The sequence below is a fragment of the Halalkalibacter sp. HAAS-P014 genome, from assembly GCF_056619965.1.
Map to the genome: position 1 here is coordinate 251,472 of NZ_JBWQTV010000013.1, position 19,330 is coordinate 270,801.

Here is a 19,330-nt window from a genome sequence, read left to right on the forward strand (position 1 = left end):
GTTTATGAATATAAAATTTCTATTAAGAAGAATTGCAGCTGTTCTTATTATTGTCTCTTTATTTTTACCGATGTTTGATTACTTTTTTGGCGAAATGACAGGGATCGAATATATTCAGGTAGCTTTTGAATTCGGCGATGCTGATTTATTAGTGTTAGCATGGATTCAAATTGTAATGACCGTTTTGGCAGTCATCTTGCTTATTGTGCCGAAAGTGATTCCATTGATCCTTTTGTTGGTAGTCGGTGGTTTCTATTCTTTAATTATGCTATCAGGGGAAATGCGTGATTTTGCATTAATTGGTGTGTACATGACTCCTGCAGCGCTTGTTGTGATGATTGCTTCTTTCTTTATTAAAAACAAAGACCAAGGTCAAGTCAATCATACAGCACAAGCGCCTAACCACCGTGTACAAAGGCAGGAAAGTGCACCAGCACCTGCACAGAGAGCGCAACAACCGGTACAAAGGCAGACCAATGTACCTCCACAAGCGCCTCCAAACGCTGATATGCATGTGACAGAGTTGCTTACGGAAAAGGAAACTGCTACGACAGCGGAAGCACCTACTGAACCGGTGAAAGCACCTGCTACGCCGGCGAATGCGTCAGCGCAAGCGTCTACTGAGGCAGCGCCGAAAGTAAAATTCTGCACAAATTGTGGCGAGAAGCTTAAAGCAGAAGCCGTTTTTTGTACGGAATGTGGGTTTAAGGTCGAGTAATCGGATAGGATTGAGCACCGTCTTTGGGCGGTGCTTTTTGTTTAAGAAATGGTTGTCCAAGGTAGTGGTCTTCTACCTTGTGCATAACGTTTTAGCAGGAATTTTCTTAATAGCCGTAATATGTAGAGGGGAAGTACAAAAGGAAAGAAGGTTTTTTCATGAAAACTGTACTAAATGGATTGGTGATATTGTTTACTGCATTACTACTGGCAGGTTGTGGGGGCAATGAAGTCAAACAGGTGGAACTTGATGATGATATGGGGATGCCGACAGTTCAGCAAATAAAAGAGAAAGCGATTTTTGAAGCACAAAATGAGTGGGTTTTATTAAACGCAGCCAAGTATTTCATGTCAGGTGTAATAGAAGATGACTACAAAAAAATTTCCGAAGTAAATCAGGCAGATGGAAAATTGTTTTCAACCGATTTGATTTTGGAAGAAGCGAAAAAAGACGGATTAACTGGTTTAGATCAAAATGACTATGAGTTGCAACAGATGGAAGAAAATACAGTTTTGGTTACGTTTGAGAATGCTAAGATCACACCGTGGTTACTATCGTTTGAAAAACGAGGAGACCGCTATTTTTTTGTTGACCTTGATAAAAGCATCCCTGAGGTGGAAGCAGAGGACCTGGATGGTGGAATTGCTCCGTCAGAGGATTTTGATACTGATTCTGTTGAGGAAGCTTTTGACAAGGGGCTTTTGGTAAAATCAATGACATTTCAGGTATTAGAAGAGGGAAGTTCAAAAGGGACGTTTCAGATTGATTTAGAAGACTATGCTTTGCCGTTGCAGGTAGGTGGTGGCATAGAGGTGGAAGTGAGCGAGTATTTTCCCGATTATTACATGAACGACCAACACGAACCAGACACTAGATCTTCCTCGCCATATAATCCGATGTTCATTTTCTCTGTAACCAAAGGAGATTACGAGGAAGTCATCATTAGGGGCATGAATACAAATCTAAACATATTTGAAGCTGATCCCCTTTTTGAATTAGTGCTTGTTGATGTTGAAGTGGAGTGAGAGTGCAGAGTGTGGGTCAAAATTAACCATAACAGTTAATGGTACATTAGTTTTCTAGTTTCATTCAGCGGGTCTGACCTCTTTATCGCAGATAAAAAAGGTGAAAATGCTAATAATGCACTTTCGCCGTTATATTAAGATTATTACCGTTATATTGGAAATTTCACCGTTATTTTGGGATTTTCGCTAAAAAAGTAGGGGAAGAGCCTGGTTGACGGAAGTGATTGCTCGTTTAGATATCCTGGATCTAACAAATTCGCTAAAAACAACGAAATTTGCTATTAAAACGAAAAAAGCAGTTCCATGGCAAACTCTCTGCCATGAAACTGCCCACATCGTCGAATCGGGGTCAGACCCCCCGGCACTGCTGTGCAGCGATAAAGAGGGGACTGACCCCTCTTTTAAAATGGGAATGGGCGTTTTTCGTTTTGTACGGATACCCAGCGCAGTGTCGTGAACTCTTCTAGTGACCATTCGCCACCGTAGCGTCCTAGACCAGAGCATTTTTCTCCACCAAATGGAATGGTCGGTTCGCAGTTAATGCTTTGGTCATTGACATGGACCATGCCTGTTTCAATTTGGAGGGCTACATCAACACCTCGCTCGACGCTACCAGCAAAGACGGAGCCACTCAGCCCGTATTCGCTGTCATTGGCAATTTGAATCGCTTCTTCTTCACTGTCTACAGGAAGGATAGCTGCAACTGGGCCGAACAGTTCATTTTGAGCTACCGCCATGTCATTGGTCACATCAGCTAAAATGACTGGTTCCATTAATGTACCGGTTACATTGCCACGATGAACAACGCTTGCGCCTTCTTCGATGGACTGATCGATAAGCATTTGGATTTTATCCACTTGTCTTTGGCTGATGATCGGCCCAATAAAGACTTCAGGATCAGCCGGGTTTCCGACTTTGATCGCTGCAGTTTTCTCAGCAAATGCTTTGACAAACTCATCATAAATGTTGCGATGGACGATGATCCGGTTCAATGCCATACAAATTTGGCCTTGGTGGAGAAACTTTCCGAAAACAGCGGCGCTGGCAGCTTGTGCGACGTCGGTATCCTCTAGGACGACCATGACATTGTTTCCTCCCAACTCAAGCGCGACTCGTTTTAAATTTTTCGCACAAAGCTCGGCGATATGGCGACCGACGGCTGTTGAGCCTGTGAATGAGATAACCTTTGGAATCGGGTGCTCGATAAAAGCATCTCCGATTTCGTTAATATCAGCGACAGTGACATTTAATAATCCTTTTGGTAAGCCGGCTTCTTCAAAGATTTTCGCGATGATAAGCCCTCCTGACATGAATGTTTGAAGGTCAGGCTTAACAACGACTCCGTTTCCAACAGCAAGAGCCGGTACAATCGCACGGATTGATAAGTATAATGGAAAATTAAACGGACTGATGACACCGACAACACCGACAGGAAGGCGATAAATGCGGTTTTCTTTGCCAGGGACGACAGACGGAACCGTTTCTGTTTTCATCTTGAGTGGAAGCGATGCAAATTCATTAATGTCAGCAAGAGCAAGGTCGATTTCTGCATTTGCTTTTGCATGGCTACTTCCTGTTTCAGCTACGAGCATAGCAACAATCTCTTCTCGTTTGCCTTCAAGAATCTCAGCCGATTTTTTCATGATGGCAGAGCGTTCATAAGCTGATGTTTTTTGCCACTTTGCTTGCGCTTTTTTTGCTTCCTTGTAAGCATTGTCAATATCGTCTCGAGTAGCTAGCTGAATTTTAATTAAGGCAGATTTGTCATATGGATTTTGATTTGTATAATCGTATTGGCTGTTCCCGGCTTTCCAAACACCACCGATGTACTGTTTATTCCAATTGCTAAATGCTGTCGTTGCTTGCATACCTATCCCATCCTTTTTATAAAATATATCGTAACTAGTCTGTTAATTAACTAGAAACATCACAACTTGAGGAACAAATGTAATGAATAGTAATAAAGCAATCATGACTAGAATTGGCAAGGTAATGTGCTTTGTGAGCTTTTGAATGCTTACTTTCCCAACGCTAGCAGCGGTAAAGAGACATACGCCAAATGGTGGGGTTGCTAACCCGATTGCCGTCCCGATTACGACGACGATTCCAAAATGAAGTGGGTCCATTCCTAAACTAGTGACAATCGGTAAAAACAATGGAACAAGAATGACTAATGTCGCAGAGGTTTCCATAAACAATCCAATCAGTAAGATGATGAAATTAATGATTAGGAGAATGATAATTGGGTTGTCAGATATTGCAAGGAATGTTTCAACAATGCTCTGTGGAATGCCTTCTGCTGTTAATACCCATGCTAGTAAGGAGGCATTGGCGATAATGAACATAATATTTGCCGTTAATTTTGCTGAGCCATAAAAAAGTGGCAGAATGTCTTTGAATTTCAAATCTTTATAAATAAACAGCCCTACAATCAACGCGTAGAAAACGGCAGCAACTGCTGATTCTGTAGGGGTGAAAACACCTCCGAAAACCCCACCGACTAAAATGACCGGCGTTCCTAATGCCCAGATCGAGCTCTTGAAAGCAGACCAAAACTCTTTTCTATCAAAAGGCGTATTTTCAGGTTTATAGCCATGCTTTTTTGATAAAAAGTAAACTAGGATCATTAAAACAAATCCAATTAGCAGCCCGGCTGGAATCCCAACCTTATACAAGTCAGCGACAGAAACTCCTGTTAAACTGCTATAGATGATAAAGGAAATACTAGGAGGAATGATAACTCCTAAAGGACTCGCTGTTGCCACAATCGAGCTGGCAAATCCACGGTCATATCCTTTGTTCACCATAGCTGGAATCATTAGGCTTCCTAACGCGGCAGCTGTGGCGACACCACTACCCGAAATGGCAGAAAAGAACATGCAGGCAATGACTGTGACAAGGCCTAAACCACCACTGACTCTTCCAACAAGTGAGCTCGCTAAGTTGATCATACGTTTGGCAAGCCCGCCCTTACTCATGAGGTCACCTGCTAGAATGAATAAAGGAATTGCTAGTAATGATGTAACATCAACCCCACCGATAATTTGCTGAGTAATGATGTTAACGGGAATGTCGTTTAGAAAAATATACCCAACCGAGACAACCCCAATCGTGACAGCAATTGGAATACCCATGGTCATAAGGAGCAGTGCGACGATTAGTAAAATCGTAATCATGCGTAATCATCTCCTTGACCTGTTTTTTTAGGGAGCAAATGAACGATTAGATGAATAACCATAATAAAGGCCGATATCGGCAGTACGGCGTAAAGGAATGTCATTGGCACTGACATATTAGGAGAAAGTTGATTCTGTACGAGTTGAAGCGTGCCGAACCCTACTTTAGCAAGAATGATTCCGTAGATTAATATAATAAGAGTTTGAATGATGCCGAGCAGTCCTTTTAATCTTGGAAAAAAGCTTTCTAAAATATCGACACTCATTAGTGATTTGTCTTTCGTTGCAATCGCAGCACCTAAAAACACGAGCCAAACTGTCGCATACCGAGCAAGTTCATCTGTCCAGAACGTCCCACTATTAAGAACAAAACGTGCAAAAACCTGGATGAATAACACAATGGATACCGTCACAAGCAAATAGGTAATGATATGTTGACAAATTTTATCAATGACTGTGCTAATTTTATTTGCTAGTTTCATAGAGACTTTTTCCCCTCTTTCTATGAAAACATTTTAGAAGGAGTATCCCAGACCGGGGTCTGACCTCGGTCTGGGATCTTCCACGTTCTTATTTTAAGTCTGTGATTGCTTTGTAATAGTTTTCCCCGAATTGTTCACTATACTTCGCTTGTGTGTTCGGTACGGCGTTCATGAACGCCTCTTTATCGACTTCATTGATTTCCATGCCTTCTGCTTCTAGGTTCGCGCGTAACTCATCTTGTAGCTCTTTGTTCTGCTGGGCTAGTGTTGCAGCTGCGTCTACAGCGGCTTCAGCTAGGATTACTTGGATATCTTCTGGTAGTTTATCGATTGTTGCTTTACTAGACATGAGTGTATTGATGGCAAAAATATGCTCAGTTAATGATAGATACTTTTGTACTTCAAATACATTTTGAGTGTAGTTAATCGTATAATCATTTTCTTGACCGTCAATCGCACCTTGTTGCATAGCAGTGAAGGCATCAGACCATGGCATTCCCGTTGCAGTAGCACCTAACTCGTTAATCGTGTCTAAATACACGCCGCTTTCAATAACTCGTAATGTTAGGCCATTCATGTCTTCAGGTGTGTGGACAGGGTGCTTTGAGTTCGTTACACTTCTAAACCCTCTAGGGACAAATGCGTAGCTGTTAATCCCAACACTTTCCGTTTCTTGCAAGAGATCTTGGGCAACATCAGACTCAATGAAGCGCTCTGCATGATCCCAATCCTCAAATAAATAAGGAACATCGAGAATACCGAACTCAGGTACAAAGTTCGTGACAGGAGAACTCGTAATAACGGCTAAATCAATATTTCCATACTGCATCGATTCTAGTAGTTCGCGCTCTTGTCCGAGTTGGCCGTTAGCAAAAATATTAATTTTGACTTGGCCATCGGTACGTTCTTCGACTAAGTCTTTATATTCTAAAGCTAATAAATGATAAGGGTTTGTTTCGGTTGCAATATGACCTAAGCGTAGCTCGATGACCTCATCGCTGCTAGTGGCACTTGGTTCTTCACTTTCTGTGCCTGCTTGTTGCCCCCCCCCACTACCACACGCTGTTAACACGGCAAAAGATGACAGAACAGCAAGACCTCTCGTTACAAATTTCTTCATAATAAATTCCCCCATTTTAATTTGGCATTTTCTTTTTTAAATCTGCTATATTGTTAGCTGTCTCAACGAGCTTCTCAATGACAAAGTCTTTCTTGTTATTTATCCGAGTCGTCGCACCGGATACACTGATAGACGCAATCACTTTGCCGTTATGGTCGAGAACAGGACACGCAAAACAGGTTAAGCCTTCAACCATTTCTTCTCTATCCATCGCATAGCCTAGTTGTCGAATCTCTTCTATCTCTTCTAGGAAAGCGTTTGCATTAGTGAGCGTATGATGTGTATACTTTTTCCTCTTCGTATTGTTTAGATAGTCTTCGATTTTGTCATTTGACTCATAGCTTAATAGCAACTTCCCTGAAGCTGTGCAATAAAGGGGAGCATTCCACCCTATATACGATCCCATATTCAGGTCCAAATCTCCTCCTGATTCTACTTTATCTACAAATGTTGCTAAGCCGTTATTCTTTACAACGAGATGGACGGTTTCTTTTAACTGGTCTCGTAACTCAATTAAATAGGGATGACTGATCGTCCGAATATCTAGCCTCTTCAGAAATAGGGAGGCTAGGTGAACGATTTTTATACCGATATGGTACTTCCCTGTATCGTTGTCACATTCTAAAATGCCTCCTTCTCGCAAGGTATATAAAATACGAAACAGGTTCGTTCGATTCATTTTTACTCTATTTTCAATTTCATTTGAGGTCAGCTCAACTTCTTCTTCAAATAAATTTAAGACGTCTATGGCATTGGACAATGTTTTCAATAAATACTGGTCGCTCATCGTAACTCACTTCTTTGTCTTGGATTTTGTTCACTATCTGAACAAGGTGTTCACTATCAAAGCAAAAAAATAAATGTTTCCTCCTCTCGTAATCGGTTTAGTAATGTGTATGAATCAATATACAAAAATATCAACTATTTTTCTAATCACTTTCAATTTGTACAAGGACATGTAGGTAAACAAAGTGTGGTAAAGACTTAATTTTGAATCACTTAGTATGTTCTGTATACGCTTACATAACTTTTTTCAGAAACTATCGTCATAATAACACGATGGTGTACTTAGCTGTCAATACCGAAATCGGAATAATTTTTATTTTCTGAATTGTATCCTTCGCTTCAACAACTATGAAAATAACTTTTTTTTAAATGTTTCATAAACATTTTTAAACTTTCAGAGTGGTAAACATCCTTCCGTAAAATGATTCCTACTGTTGTTTGCTCAAGCATATCAGTAATTTTTATTTTACAGACTTCTCGATTATCAATATTGTTCAAATAATTTGCTGGAAGAATAGTAGCTCCGATATTTAATGCTGTTAGTTGTATTATTGATTCCAATGTGGACAGTTCAATTATCGGTTCGAGTAGTCCATCATTTTTTAATTTTTTATCAATAATCTGCCGAATTAAAAAATCTTTTCGTAAAAGAATAAGTTTAATCTCTTCTAATTGTCTAAACTCTATAGTTTCTTCATTTGCAAGTTCGTGATTTTTTGACACGACTAAATAAAACTCCTCGTTAAACAGTGGTTCGCTAATAACCTGTTCCTCTTCAACTGGTAAATAGATGATTCCCATATCAAGTTCATTGGTTAATAGTGCTTGTTTCGTGTCTTCTGTAGGTAATTCTACAATTGAAAGATTAATATTCGGGTATTGCTGATGAAAAGAAACAATTGTAGATGTCAGAAGATAAGATCCACAGCAGCCTATAGTCAACTTACCACGTTTAAGCCCATTAATCTCATTTATAGCCACTTTTGCTTGCTCGAGCTCATAGAACGTGCGGAGCGCATGTTTTTTTAATACATTACCGGCTTCTGTTAAATTAATTTTTTTCCCTATTCTATTAAATAAGGGAGTTCCAATAGTATGTTCGAGCACCTTTATTTGTTGACTTAACGTTGGTTGACTAATTCCTAATTTTTCTGCAGCTCTTGTAAAGTGGAGCTCTTCTGTAACCGTTAAAAAGTATTCTAGAAGGCGTAACTCCATAAAATCACCCCAAACTATAGATGTTACCTATTATCATAATAGTAAATATTGTATTGATCAATGGTCAGAATATTCTATAATTTAGAAAAGGACACAATATTCACAAAAAAAGTCTAGCATTATAGAACCCATTGTTAGGGAGCATAGTCATTTTTCACTTAATAGAGTGTTCTAAAAGTAGTAGAGAAGTGATATACGTTAAATATAAATCTTCTACGGGGGAATGGATATGAAAATTGCTATAGCAGGTTCAGGTGCAATGGGCTGTCGCTTTGGCTCTATGCTATTTGAAGCTGGAAATAAGGTTTTATTAGTAGATAGATGGACTCAGCATATAGAAGAAATTAACAATCATGGATTAGAGATTACGAGAGAAGATGGGAAAGAGACTCTTAAAATGAGAGCTTCGTTACCAGAAGAGAGTGAAGGAGATTTCGATTTAGTGATCGTTTTTACGAAATCGATGGATACCGACAAGATGATTCAAAGCTGTCAGCATTTAATAAGTAGCAATACCCGGGTGTTAACGTTACAAAATGGCTTGGGAAATATTGAAACGCTTGAGAAATATGTTGCTAAAAGCCATCTGTTAGCAGGGGTTACGACATTCGGGACAGAATTGCTCGCCCCTGGAAAAATTCAAGCTCTCGGTTCCGGGCATGTTCAAATTATGCAAGTTGATGGGAACCAGACAAAGGAAATAGAAACGATTGCAGAAGCCATGAATGAGGCGGGAATGAATGTCGAAATCTCTTCTGATGTAATGATTAGTATTTGGAACAAAGTAGCATTTAACTCGGTACTCAATACACTTTGCACGTTGATCAACAATACCGTCTCAGCCGTTGGAAACTACAGTCAAATAGAAGAAGTGATTGATAGCATTGTTGGTGAAATCATGATTGTGGCAAAGGCAGAAGACGTCCAACTAGAGCGAGATGTAATTTTTAAGATGATTGTTGATTGCTTTGATCCGAAAATGTCAGGAAATCATTTGCCGTCAATGGTTCAAGATATGCAAAATGGTCGGATGACGGAAATTGACTATTTAAATGGTGCGATTGTAAGAATAGCAGAAAAACACCAGATTTCGGTCCCGACAAACCGTTTGATTTATCATTTGATCCGAATGCTGGAACAATCGAGATAAAAGAAAGGATGATGAAGTAATGACAAAAATCTCAATTATCGGAGCTGCTGGCACATTAGGTGCAGCTTGTGCGATGACGTTATCTATGAGTGGTTTAATCGATGAACTATGTTTAATAGATGTGAATGAAAAGCTTTTGGATAATCATGTAATGGATTTTGAGAATGCCTTCCCAGCTGAAAATATTTACCGTGGGACCTATGAGGATTTACAAGGTTCAAAGATTGTCATTATTACAGCGGGTGTTCCAAACCGTAGTGAAGTGACTTCAAGAAATGCTTATTTACATGACAACATGACGATTTTTGAAAAAATAGGGACTGAAATCAAACGGTATTCACCGAATGCGATTATTGTAACCGCTTCAAATCCCGTTGATGTCCTAAATTACTACCTTTATAAAAAATTCGATTTCAAGCGCAATCAACTGATTGGGTATACATTAAATGACTCGTACCGGTTTGAATGGGCACTGCGAAAAACATTGAATATAGACCCTCACTCGATGATCAGCACCCCAGTCATTGGCGAGCATGGAAATTCTCAAGTCCCACTGTATTCACAGGTCAAGCAGAACGGGAGCGAATTTGCGATTACTGAGGAACAGAAAGAACGTATTAATGAAGAATTAAAAACATGGTTTGTTCGGTTCAATCGTCTGAATGTACCTCGGACAACTGGCTGGACAACTGGTGAAGGGATAAGCAAATTGGTCGGAAAGCTTTTGAGAGTGGAAACATCTGAAACGATTGGGTCAGCAGTTTTAACGGGTGAATACGGACTAAGTAATATTAGCATCGGCGTTCCTTTAACGGTAAGCAATGAAGGAATTCAATCGATCCATGAATGGAAGCTCAATGATCGTGAAGCAAGTGCATTCAAACAATCTGCAAAAAAGATCGAGGACATTGTCACAGAAAATCAATCGTATTTTTCATAATAGAAGAAAGAGGGAGATAATATGTATACAACAAGCACGGCTTTTCTAGAGGCGTTACAGGAAGCGAATGTATCCTATATTTTTGCTAACTTAGGCAGTGATCACCCAGCGATGATCGAAAGTTTAGCTGAAGCACAAAGAAGCAATAAGAACTTACCTGAAGTGATTATTTGCCCAAATGAAATGGTGGCCTTAAGTGCAGCGCATGGCTACGCGCAAAAAACGGGTATCCCTCAGGCTGTGGTTATACATGTAGAATGTGGGACGCAAAATCTCGGTGGGGCGATTCATAATGCAGCAAAAGGGCGAGTGCCTGTCCTTATTTTTGCTGGAGCCTCTCCTTATACACAAGAAGGTGAATTAACAGGGAGCCGGAATGAATTTATTCATTGGATTCAAGATGTCTTTGATCAACGTGGCATTATGAGAGGGTACTCGAAATACAACAATGAAATTAGGTCAGGGAAAAATGTCAAACAATTAGTGCACCGGGCAATGCAGTTTGCAAAAAGCGACCCGAAAGGACCTGTTTATTTAATGGGAGCACGAGAAGTAATGGAAGAAGTAATCGAAGAACCAGTAACCATTGATACGGCCCTTTGGGAGCCAATTGCACCTAGTGCGATTCCACCAAAACAATTGGAAGAAATGGTAAACGACTTACAAAAAGCGAAAAATCCACTCATTGTCACGTCTTATTTAGGCAGACAAGAAGAAGCAGTGAATGAACTAATTAAGCTCTCTGAACGATTGGCAATTCCGGTACTTGAATCGTGTCCGAACTATATGAACTTTCCAGCTGATCATCCGATGCACATTGGCTTTCAATGGAACACACCGGACCAAAATAAGTGGCTAGATGAAGCAGATGTCATCTTAGTTTTGGATAGTGATGTCCCTTGGATCCCGTTAAAGAACAAACCAAAAAAACAAGCGACCGTTTATTATATTGACGTTGATCCGATCAAGGAACAAATGCCATTATGGTATATCCCATCAAAGAATTTTTTCAAAGCCGATTCATTGATTGCGCTTCAACAATTGAACCAAGAATTTAGCAAGGATGAAGTGATCGATAAGGCGATCATTTCAAAACGTTGGGATAAATACGAAGCGATCCACCGTGAATTGAAGGAAACTTTTCATGTGAAAGAAGACATTTATGATGATGATATTACACCTGAATACTTAACGGCATGTGTTCGCGAAGTCATTGATCAGAACACAGTCATTATTAATGAAGGAATTTCTAACTATCCGACGATCTCAAACCACTTAGAGCTCAAACGAAGTGGCTCATTATTTGGAAGTGGTGCTGGTTCCTTAGGTTGGAATGGAGGAGCAGCGATCGGAGTGAAATTAGCTGAACCGAATAAAACAGTCATTAGTCTAACAGGTGATGGAGCATACTTATTTAGTATTCCTTCAACGGTACATTGGATGTCCACACGATACGAGACACCGTTCTTGACCGTTATTTACAACAACCATGGCTGGAAATCACCAAAGCTTTCAACGCTAGGCGTCCATCCAAACGGCATTGCCCAGCAAACAAATCAATTTTTCGTTGATTTTACACCAGATGCCGACTTATCAAAAATTGCAGAAGCGGCCGGTGGAACATATGCCAAAAAAGTAAGTCAAGCGAGTGAATTAAAAGATGCATTAGCAGAATGCTTGCAGGTAGTGAAAGAAGGACGATCTGCCGTTTTGGATGTTCATCTGCCGAAGGTTTAGGCTGGTATGAGAGGTGAGGTGGCGTTCAAGTGGAACGCGTGCCTTCTCGAAAAAAATTCAACAGAAGTAAGCATCCCGGTAAGTAAGGATACCAGGTGCTTACTTTTTTGCGTTTGACAAAATTTCGTTACCATCATAACCGAAAACAATATGCTAAAATATGGATATCATAACATGCTGACGTTAAAGAGGAGGGCATCACCATGCGGAGTATTCGAAGCAGAGTAGTCGAGCGTTTCCTTTTTAAGTATGGTCCCAAAAAAAAGCTCACGGATAAAAAGCTTTTTGCTGATTATATGGAACAAATGCGTTTTGAGAATCAACAACCATATGTGATCCCTCATCGCATACAGCGAAAGTCCTCGATTACGAAGCAAACGTTTCATGGAATGGATTGTTACATATTCAATGAAGATAACGACTCTTCGAAAAAAGAAATCCTCTATCTGCACGGTGGTGGGTATGTCAATCAGCCGGAAACTGAACACTGGAAATTTCTAGGGAAAATTGCAAAAGAGACTGGTTTTACGATTACGGTGCCGATCTATCCGAAAGCACCGAACCATCATTATCAAGAGTCATTTGCAAAAGTGCTTCCACTTTATGAACAACTTTTGCAAAAAGTTAGTGGGGGAAACATCATTTTAATGGGTGACTCGGCTGGGGGAGGCTTTGCCCTCGCGCTTGCGCAATTGCTCTTGGAGATGGGATTGCCACAACCTAGGCACATCATTTGGATTTCACCTTGGCTTGATATTACGATGAAGCATCCTGATATTGATGAATACGAGAAGAAGGATTCGATGTTGGGATTGTACGGGATTATTGAAATGGGGAAAGCGTATGCTGGTGGTGCCGATTGAAACCACTATTTACTAAGTCCGATCAACGGAAAGCTAAATGGGCTTGGCGAGATCTCTCTATTTGTTGGAACGAATGAGTTGTTGTTGCCTGATGCAAGAAAGTTTCGAGATCTTGCCAAGTCGCAAGGTGTGAAACTGAATTATTATGAATATCGGGAAATGAATCATGACTTTCCACTTTATCCAATACCAGAGGCGAGAAGAGCGATTAAAACAATCGTGGATGTGTGCCTGAAGTTTGATTGAATTTACTAGTGACGATAATAGATCCTTCTATGATTTCCCATTACTACCAATTATGATAAAATAGATATAGGAAGAAAGTAATAATTATGTTAGGGGAGAATGATAATGGGATTGTTACGTAAATTAACAGCGAAACTAGTAGGTTCACGAGAAGTAGATTTAGTACGTGCGAAAAAAGAAATCCAATACAATGCTGATAGACTCAAATATAAAGAAGAAGCAGTTGCTTTAGAAAGCATCATTCGTGATAGTTATGAACAATCACTAGAAGAAATTATACATAGATTAGGAAATGCCACTCGTCACCATGCCAATCTATCATCTGCGGATCATTTCAAAACAAGTCCATTTCTTGATAGATTTATTGAGTATTATGCATTGGAAAGTTTCACAAAAGGGGCTTCGTTCGGTCATCAGCTTGCTGCTGGGACGGCTGATCCGAAGTACCAAGAAGAGATTGTATTAATGCTAGATGATTTAACACAAGAGCTGTTAACGGAAGCGAGGAACTATTTTACGCAAAAGGAAGCGGAGTGTTTTTCATTTGCTGCTCAAAGAGCTTTTGAATTAGGAGTCGAGACAGGACAAGAGATCTATAAGCAGGAGTTTATTGCTGTTCGTCGTTAATAGTAGCTAGATTTTATTACTCGGAGAAGCGATTTTTGGTAAGGAGTGTTTAGTATTTCAAAGAATGCAATTGCTATTATTATGATCTTATTAGTCATTATCATTGGTTTGCTAGGGTATATCGTTTTCCAACAGTCACAGTCGCCAAAGGAAACTGTGAAGCAGGGGCTGGAAGATTTATTTACTGAAGCCGGCCAAGAAGCGGAAAAGCGAGTAGAAGAGACAATGACATCTCAGTATCCTGTTTTAGGAAGCTCCCTTGATACGTTGGTAGGCCAGTTAGGGGAACCGGATGATACGCTAGATACTGAATATGTCCACGTCAATTATGAGTATGGTTATGAATTTTCTTATCGCTATCGTCTACAGCCATTTTCAGTAATGGTTGGGCTGCATGGTCATCAAGTTGACTCAGGGCAACTTGAGGGGGTAATTACGTCTTACTATATTGATGGAATTGATGCTGATAAGGAGGATGTCGTTCAATTTGCACAGCAACTTCTACCTAGTAATGCCATCTATCTAGATGAGTTAGTCGATGTATTGGAGGAGAGATCATCTTCTTATCGAGACAATCTTATTTCTTACTACGTCTACGAGGTTGATCATTTCTTAGGAAGTCCGATGCTAGCCGGTATAAAAGTTACAAAGCCGGTGTCTGGTGACGAAGACTCTGATCGTCCATTTGGTAGGTACAAATTATTTGTGACAATGATGACAGAGGCAATGTTTTTGGATGAGTTAGTGGCTACGGACCCGACGCTTCCATATCAATGGAGGCAGAAGAGAGCAAATGGAGAAATGCAGGAAAGGAACCAACCTGACCTTGGCGCCGGAAATGATACTAGCGCATCAGATATCGCTAGGTCTGACTCTAATGATCGTCAGGAGGTGGAGACAGAGACCTCTAACGTTAATGAGGTTTGGGACCTTTTGTATCAAGTGGAGGCAACGGATGTCTACAATCTTAATGGAGAAGCAACTCGATTAAGTTTTCAGTCAGATCATGATGTTTTGTTTTATTTCATTGCGTCTTTTTGTATACCGTGTGAGAACGGATATAATCTGCTAAACGAGGCGTATTCGCAGTTAACTGATCAAAATGTTCGGGTTATTATAGTAAATATGTCTGAAGGACAGCAACATATAGAAAATAGCTTTTTGGCAAAGCAACCTAGCCCTCATATCGTTGTTATTGACGACGATCGAGAAGTGCTAGACCTATTCAATGTGGTTTCACTGCCGAAACTTGTTTATTTTAACATGAGCACGGGAGAAAGGATCGAGCATATGGGAGAATTTGATCGGCACTTTTTGGATTTGCTTAGAAGATGATATAAGTCTTGTGTAGTTGTTGAAAGTTGAAGAGGGGTTACCAGGGGAGAAAAAAGAGCAATCTTTCTCTCCTTGGCCTGACCTCTCCTTCGTTCTCTCATCTCAAGACCCCATCTAAAATGACATAAACTATAGAAAACAACAAGCCTGCACCTACCAATTTTAGCAATAATTTTAGTTGCACCCACTTCCTACCCTTCCATGGCAAATGCTCCACCTTCGCACTTAATTCCGTTGCTGGACCGAACAGAATCTTAATCAACCGATTAAATAGAAAGTCTGATTTTTTCCTAGGGTACTTGGTGTATGAATGGTCAAGAGTTGTAACGTCTACTGTTAAATAAAGAAAGGCAAAGATGGAGTACACACTAAGAACATAGGTCGCTCCCCAAAACAAAATCTTAAAAAGTAAATCGATCATGGAAGCAATCATCGCAAGTTGATCAATTGCCCTTCATAATCCCAGAAGTCATCTATCTTCAAATCGATTTTGTTATTATTATCCTGTAACTTTTTCGGCACTTCAAAGTACATATACATCTCTACTTCTCCCTGTTTCGGTAACTCGTGATCAAAATCAAAGTCACTTAAATCATCGGTTAAATACAAGAAGCTAGAGAAAAACTCGTAGAATTCGTCTTCAATTAGTGTAAAGCGAACAGGGATATCAAAGATCATATCGATGTCCTGATCTGATAGGTTTGTTGTCGTCATTTCAATGACATAGTAAATAGTATTGTCTTCTGATGTTTTATGAAAAATAGTAGGGTAGTCTTTGTTATAGTTTGATGGCTCGATCACATTGGTAAAATAGGAATCTTTTATTTCATACTCGAGTAAATTTTCAACTTCAATGTGGTGATCAGAAATGTTTATTTCGACTGCAGAGTCTGCCCATTCATCGTCAAATTCCTCAAATGCACCAACGGCCTCGTACTCTTCAGTTAGTTCCTCTTCTCCAAAGAAATAGCCGATTAAACCGAGAGCGAATAAGCCTGTAACTAGAAAGCCTACCGCTTTTACGATCCAATCCCCTTTTTTATACTCCTTACCCTTTCTGATTGAAGCATAGTGTGTCATCATCGAAACGAGTGTATCAATTTTTGAACGATCGATGTTGCTGAAGACAACTGACTCTTTGTAACCTGCTTTAAAGTCAAATGTTAGCTTCGCGTTTGTAAAGGTGTCAAGACTTGAGGAAATATTTGAAATATAAGGGTACTCGTATGTTTGTAAATAATCTAAATTGTTATCACCAGTTGAAATACGAGGAAAAAACAGCACACGATAGTCGCTAAAAACTAAGAGTCCTTCATAATTGGTACCATCCATTTCGAAATAGTAATCAGCTTCAACAATGCCTTTAATTTCTTCACGCTCTTTCTCTAAATAGGTGAAGCAAATTTCAGCTTCTTCATCTGTGAGAATGATAGTCCCGTTTGTTAAGTATTTTACTGAATTTTTAATGTTCTCGATCTCCCAAGGTTTGTCGGTCAATGTCTTTCCTCCTTTGAGTGATGGCAAGCACTATATTATATTGGACGGATTATCAGCCTCCATTTACAATAAGGTCCTCGGAAATCTTGTAGTTTCTCGAGGTCTAAAATATCTGTTTCCTCTGCAATTTTACGATTTGGGTTGAGGCTAGAGCTAACAAATGGTACCCATCGTCAACAGCGTCATACAAGTAATTCTCTAACTGTGGACTATGGACGTCATTATGAAGATCTTTCATTGGGTACCCCCGTTAATAAACTATGAATAGTAGAACAGTTTTTATCATACAGCATTTTCCATAAAGGGAATATGAGGAAAAAATACCGGTTAGTTGGAAGTAATGAGAGGGAGAATATATGTGTTTGATGCTGTTTTTATAAGGCTATCGTACTGGTGTGATAATGAGGTTGTGGATTACTGAGAATCACGATGGAGACGTTACTCACACAACTCACATATTCTTAACAAAAAAGGTGGATAAGCTGTAATTTTATAAATTTTCTATCCACATAAAAAGAGATATTCACAGTTTTTTTTAGTGCTGGAAAACGAAAATTTTTTAGTTGAGTGAAAAGGGGCTGCTACTTTCTCATAATCTGTGGATAAATAAGGGGATGTCTCAAAAGGTTACAAACCCCCCGATTAAAAAGGCAATGGCCAACTCGCCGTGCGCCAGTTAAGAGAACCCCACTCATAACAGGCTTAAAAGACTACGACGGTTTGGCTCATTGCTTCGGGGATGTCTCAAAAGGTTACAAACCAACCTTTTGAGACATCCCCTTCTGCTTATACTTTCGCATCTGTATGTAAGGGCAATGATGAAGTTACGTGATGTAGCAAGCCTTTTGTTGTATTTGATAGTGGTTTTTTCCGTAAGCTCACAGACCCGATTCGGACATAGACTTTTTCATTGTTTGACAGTAGGGGGATGAGCTTGAAGCCGTCTTGTAGATGGAAGTGATGGTCCTTAAGCGTTAAGTCCGTAAAAAAGCTGATGGCTAGTCCATTTAATATGCTTTCTTTCATGACACTTACATTTTCTGTAATTAAATTTAGTTGGAAATTTGTATCGAGGTCAAAAAAGTGTTGAAACCAGGCTTTCATTTGGCGGGTGTAGACAATTGATTTTTCACTCACGATATCTTCAGGGGTTACTGTCGACTTTGCTGCGAGTGGGGAATCCGTTTTTATACAGACAAATACTTGTGTTTTAAGGATCTCCTTTACAAGAAGCTCTCGGTCCTGCTCGTACTTATCTGTTATGACAATAAAGCCTAAATCTGTTTGATCTTTTTTCATATCGTGAACGATTCTCATCGAACTTTTCTCAGTAATTTCAATATGAGTATGGGGGTGGGTTTCGACAAAGTGATTGAATGTTTTCGATAGCGTTGTCATAAAGCCACGCGTGCAAGCTACTTTTATAGCTTTGTCACTATTGTGGTGATGGTCAACGGCAATTTTCTCAAACGAGCGTAATTCCTCCAAGATGTGGTCTGCTTTTTCTAATAATTCACTTCCGATCGTTGTAAGGTCGACGCCTTTTCGTGATCTTATAAACAAATTGACCCCAAGCTCTTGCTCCAATTTCGCGATTGATTTGCTAACTGCGGATTGGGAGACTCGAAGTTTATGAGAGGCACTGGAAATGTTTCCAGATTTGGCAACGGCAACAAAATACTCTAATTGTTCAATTTGCATAAAGACCTCCACTTGAATTCATTCATAGTAGTATGATTTAAAACTATTTTACCAAAAGTTCGATAAGAATAAAATTAGTTATTAGAAAAGTTTGAAAATTAGAGTTTGGGATAAGGTGAATGGTTTGGGATCCTTTTAACCAAGGAAAGTCGACAGCTAAAGGGGAGGTTCTTCATTAGGTTTCAATTGGCATAGTCATTTTGAATAAGCTTTGAGTTTTCTCTGCGTATTCGCTTGTAAGTATGGTATAGTATAATTGGTTTATTATGGAAGTTGATGCAGTTATAGAACGGTTTTGTCGACGAAACGCGCACTATTTATTAAAATAAAAGAAATACGTTAGCAGAGAAATTAGTAGGCGTGCATAACAATCTAGGAGGAGAGAAATGAACGTAATACTAATCTTAGTTCCGATTATCATTTGTTTGATCGCTTTAGTTGTGACATTATCACTAACTCGGAAAGAGGACACGAATTATAGTGGCAATAAAAGTATTAACAACCAATTATGGATGTATCTCGGTTTAATTCCGGTCATCGCGATTATTATCGTTGTTAGTTGGAGGTTTTTATTTTAGATGGATGAGGAGCATCTAAAGAATAAGTGTCTATATATTAAATTTGCAGAGGATCGAGTGTGATGGCACTTGATCTTTTTTGTTTCAATTAACCTATGGAAAGTTGTTGGTAAATGAGTCGAAGTGTTCAA

Annotated in this window: 16 protein-coding genes and 1 pseudogene; 9 read left to right on the plus strand and 8 right to left on the minus strand. The window is 39.6% G+C overall.

Features of this window, described 5'->3' with window-relative positions; genetic code table 11:
• Nucleotides 1–4: 4 nt before the first annotated feature.
• Nucleotides 5–718, plus strand: coding sequence for a zinc ribbon domain-containing protein (locus tag AC1FXZ_RS11325; RefSeq protein ID WP_480053622.1), 714 nt, complete (start codon nucleotides 5–7; stop codon nucleotides 716–718).
• 158 nt (nucleotides 719–876) lie between these two features.
• The gene (locus tag AC1FXZ_RS11330) at nucleotides 877–1,743 is read left to right on the plus strand and encodes a hypothetical protein (protein ID WP_480053624.1); all 867 of its coding nucleotides are present in this window, start codon (nucleotides 877–879) and stop codon (nucleotides 1,741–1,743) included.
• A gap of 401 nt (nucleotides 1,744–2,144) precedes the next feature.
• Here the strand turns inward: AC1FXZ_RS11330 and AC1FXZ_RS11335 are convergent, their stop codons facing one another.
• From AC1FXZ_RS11335 to AC1FXZ_RS11360, 6 genes are all read right to left on the minus strand, one after another.
• The gene (locus AC1FXZ_RS11335) at nucleotides 2,145–3,611 is read right to left on the minus strand and encodes an aldehyde dehydrogenase family protein (protein ID WP_480053626.1); all 1,467 of its coding nucleotides are present in this window, start codon (nucleotides 3,609–3,611) and stop codon (nucleotides 2,145–2,147) included.
• Nucleotides 3,612–3,653: 42 nt separating this feature from the next.
• Nucleotides 3,654–4,919 (minus strand): TRAP transporter large permease, encoded by a 1,266-nt coding sequence (locus AC1FXZ_RS11340; protein WP_480053628.1) that lies wholly within the window; start codon nucleotides 4,917–4,919, stop codon nucleotides 3,654–3,656.
• Nucleotides 4,916–5,401: a TRAP transporter small permease gene (locus tag AC1FXZ_RS11345; protein WP_480053630.1), complete on the minus strand. Its 486-nt coding sequence runs from the start codon at nucleotides 5,399–5,401 to the stop codon at nucleotides 4,916–4,918. Before AC1FXZ_RS11345 ends, AC1FXZ_RS11340 begins: the two co-directional genes overlap by 4 nt.
• Nucleotides 5,402–5,489: 88 nt before the next feature.
• Nucleotides 5,490–6,521, minus strand: a complete 1,032-nt coding sequence (locus AC1FXZ_RS11350) for a DctP family TRAP transporter solute-binding subunit (protein WP_480053632.1) — start codon at nucleotides 6,519–6,521, stop codon at nucleotides 5,490–5,492.
• 16 nt (nucleotides 6,522–6,537) lie between these two features.
• Complete coding sequence (locus tag AC1FXZ_RS11355; protein WP_480053634.1) at nucleotides 6,538–7,308, minus strand: IclR family transcriptional regulator; 771 nt, start codon at nucleotides 7,306–7,308, stop codon at nucleotides 6,538–6,540.
• A 338-nt stretch (nucleotides 7,309–7,646) separates the two neighbouring features.
• A complete protein-coding gene (locus AC1FXZ_RS11360; RefSeq protein ID WP_480053636.1) occupies nucleotides 7,647–8,525 on the minus strand; it encodes a LysR substrate-binding domain-containing protein in 879 nt (292 codons plus the stop codon).
• A gap of 229 nt (nucleotides 8,526–8,754) precedes the next feature.
• Here AC1FXZ_RS11360 and AC1FXZ_RS11365 point away from each other — a divergent pair, with 229 nt between their 5' ends.
• The 6 genes and pseudogenes from AC1FXZ_RS11365 to AC1FXZ_RS11390 all read left to right on the plus strand — a co-directional run bounded on the left by AC1FXZ_RS11365 (nucleotide 8,755) and on the right by AC1FXZ_RS11390 (nucleotide 15,423).
• Nucleotides 8,755–9,675 carry a ketopantoate reductase family protein gene (locus AC1FXZ_RS11365; RefSeq protein ID WP_480053638.1) on the plus strand — a complete coding sequence of 307 codons (921 nt, stop codon included), beginning with the start codon at nucleotides 8,755–8,757 and terminating at the stop codon, nucleotides 9,673–9,675.
• A 19-nt stretch (nucleotides 9,676–9,694) separates the two neighbouring features.
• Nucleotides 9,695–10,615, plus strand: a complete 921-nt coding sequence (locus AC1FXZ_RS11370) for a malate dehydrogenase (RefSeq protein WP_480053640.1) — start codon at nucleotides 9,695–9,697, stop codon at nucleotides 10,613–10,615.
• A gap of 21 nt (nucleotides 10,616–10,636) precedes the next feature.
• Nucleotides 10,637–12,352 (plus strand): thiamine pyrophosphate-requiring protein, encoded by a 1,716-nt coding sequence (locus AC1FXZ_RS11375; RefSeq protein ID WP_480053642.1) that lies wholly within the window; start codon nucleotides 10,637–10,639, stop codon nucleotides 12,350–12,352.
• A gap of 389 nt (nucleotides 12,353–12,741) precedes the next feature.
• A pseudogene (locus AC1FXZ_RS11380) lies at nucleotides 12,742–13,461 on the plus strand (alpha/beta hydrolase fold domain-containing protein).
• 105 nt (nucleotides 13,462–13,566) lie between these two features.
• Nucleotides 13,567–14,088: a hypothetical protein gene (locus AC1FXZ_RS11385; protein ID WP_480053644.1), complete on the plus strand. Its 522-nt coding sequence runs from the start codon at nucleotides 13,567–13,569 to the stop codon at nucleotides 14,086–14,088.
• 45 nt (nucleotides 14,089–14,133) lie between these two features.
• Entirely contained in the window at nucleotides 14,134–15,423 is a 1,290-nt protein-coding gene (locus tag AC1FXZ_RS11390) for a peroxiredoxin family protein (RefSeq protein WP_480053646.1), read from the plus strand.
• 429 nt (nucleotides 15,424–15,852) lie between these two features.
• Here the strand turns inward: AC1FXZ_RS11390 and AC1FXZ_RS11395 are convergent, their stop codons facing one another.
• The gene (locus AC1FXZ_RS11395; RefSeq protein ID WP_480053648.1) at nucleotides 15,853–16,920 is read right to left on the minus strand and encodes a hypothetical protein; all 1,068 of its coding nucleotides are present in this window, start codon (nucleotides 16,918–16,920) and stop codon (nucleotides 15,853–15,855) included.
• A gap of 786 nt (nucleotides 16,921–17,706) precedes the next feature.
• Nucleotides 17,707–18,621: a LysR family transcriptional regulator gene (locus tag AC1FXZ_RS11400; RefSeq protein WP_480053650.1), complete on the minus strand. Its 915-nt coding sequence runs from the start codon at nucleotides 18,619–18,621 to the stop codon at nucleotides 17,707–17,709.
• Nucleotides 18,622–19,007: 386 nt separating this feature from the next.
• On the opposite strand from AC1FXZ_RS11400, the gene AC1FXZ_RS11405 reads away from it, so the two are divergent.
• Nucleotides 19,008–19,199, plus strand: a complete 192-nt coding sequence (locus AC1FXZ_RS11405; RefSeq protein ID WP_480053652.1) for a BshB3 potential contributor to bacillithiol synthesis — start codon at nucleotides 19,008–19,010, stop codon at nucleotides 19,197–19,199.
• Nucleotides 19,200–19,330: the final 131 nt, after the last annotated feature.

Excerpts from the sequence above, each read along its gene's own strand:
- AC1FXZ_RS11385 (WP_480053644.1), top strand. The coding sequence starts at position 13,567 with ATGGGATTGTTACGTAAATTAACAGCGAAACTAGTAGGTTCACGAGAA.
- AC1FXZ_RS11330 (WP_480053624.1), top strand. The coding sequence starts at position 877 with ATGAAAACTGTACTAAATGGATTGGTGATATTGTTTACTGCATTACTA.
- AC1FXZ_RS11345 (WP_480053630.1), bottom strand. The coding sequence starts at position 5,401 with ATGAAACTAGCAAATAAAATTAGCACAGTCATTGATAAAATTTGTCAA.
- AC1FXZ_RS11360 (WP_480053636.1), bottom strand. The coding sequence starts at position 8,525 with ATGGAGTTACGCCTTCTAGAATACTTTTTAACGGTTACAGAAGAGCTC.
- AC1FXZ_RS11400 (WP_480053650.1), bottom strand. The coding sequence starts at position 18,621 with ATGCAAATTGAACAATTAGAGTATTTTGTTGCCGTTGCCAAATCTGGA.
- AC1FXZ_RS11335 (WP_480053626.1), bottom strand. The coding sequence starts at position 3,611 with ATGCAAGCAACGACAGCATTTAGCAATTGGAATAAACAGTACATCGGT.
- AC1FXZ_RS11325 (WP_480053622.1), top strand. The coding sequence starts at position 5 with ATGAATATAAAATTTCTATTAAGAAGAATTGCAGCTGTTCTTATTATT.
- AC1FXZ_RS11365 (WP_480053638.1), top strand. The coding sequence starts at position 8,755 with ATGAAAATTGCTATAGCAGGTTCAGGTGCAATGGGCTGTCGCTTTGGC.
- AC1FXZ_RS11375 (WP_480053642.1), top strand. The coding sequence starts at position 10,637 with ATGTATACAACAAGCACGGCTTTTCTAGAGGCGTTACAGGAAGCGAAT.
- AC1FXZ_RS11405 (WP_480053652.1), top strand. The coding sequence starts at position 19,008 with ATGAACGTAATACTAATCTTAGTTCCGATTATCATTTGTTTGATCGCT.
- AC1FXZ_RS11350 (WP_480053632.1), bottom strand. The coding sequence starts at position 6,521 with ATGAAGAAATTTGTAACGAGAGGTCTTGCTGTTCTGTCATCTTTTGCC.
- AC1FXZ_RS11370 (WP_480053640.1), top strand. The coding sequence starts at position 9,695 with ATGACAAAAATCTCAATTATCGGAGCTGCTGGCACATTAGGTGCAGCT.
- AC1FXZ_RS11340 (WP_480053628.1), bottom strand. The coding sequence starts at position 4,919 with ATGATTACGATTTTACTAATCGTCGCACTGCTCCTTATGACCATGGGT.
- AC1FXZ_RS11355 (WP_480053634.1), bottom strand. The coding sequence starts at position 7,308 with ATGAGCGACCAGTATTTATTGAAAACATTGTCCAATGCCATAGACGTC.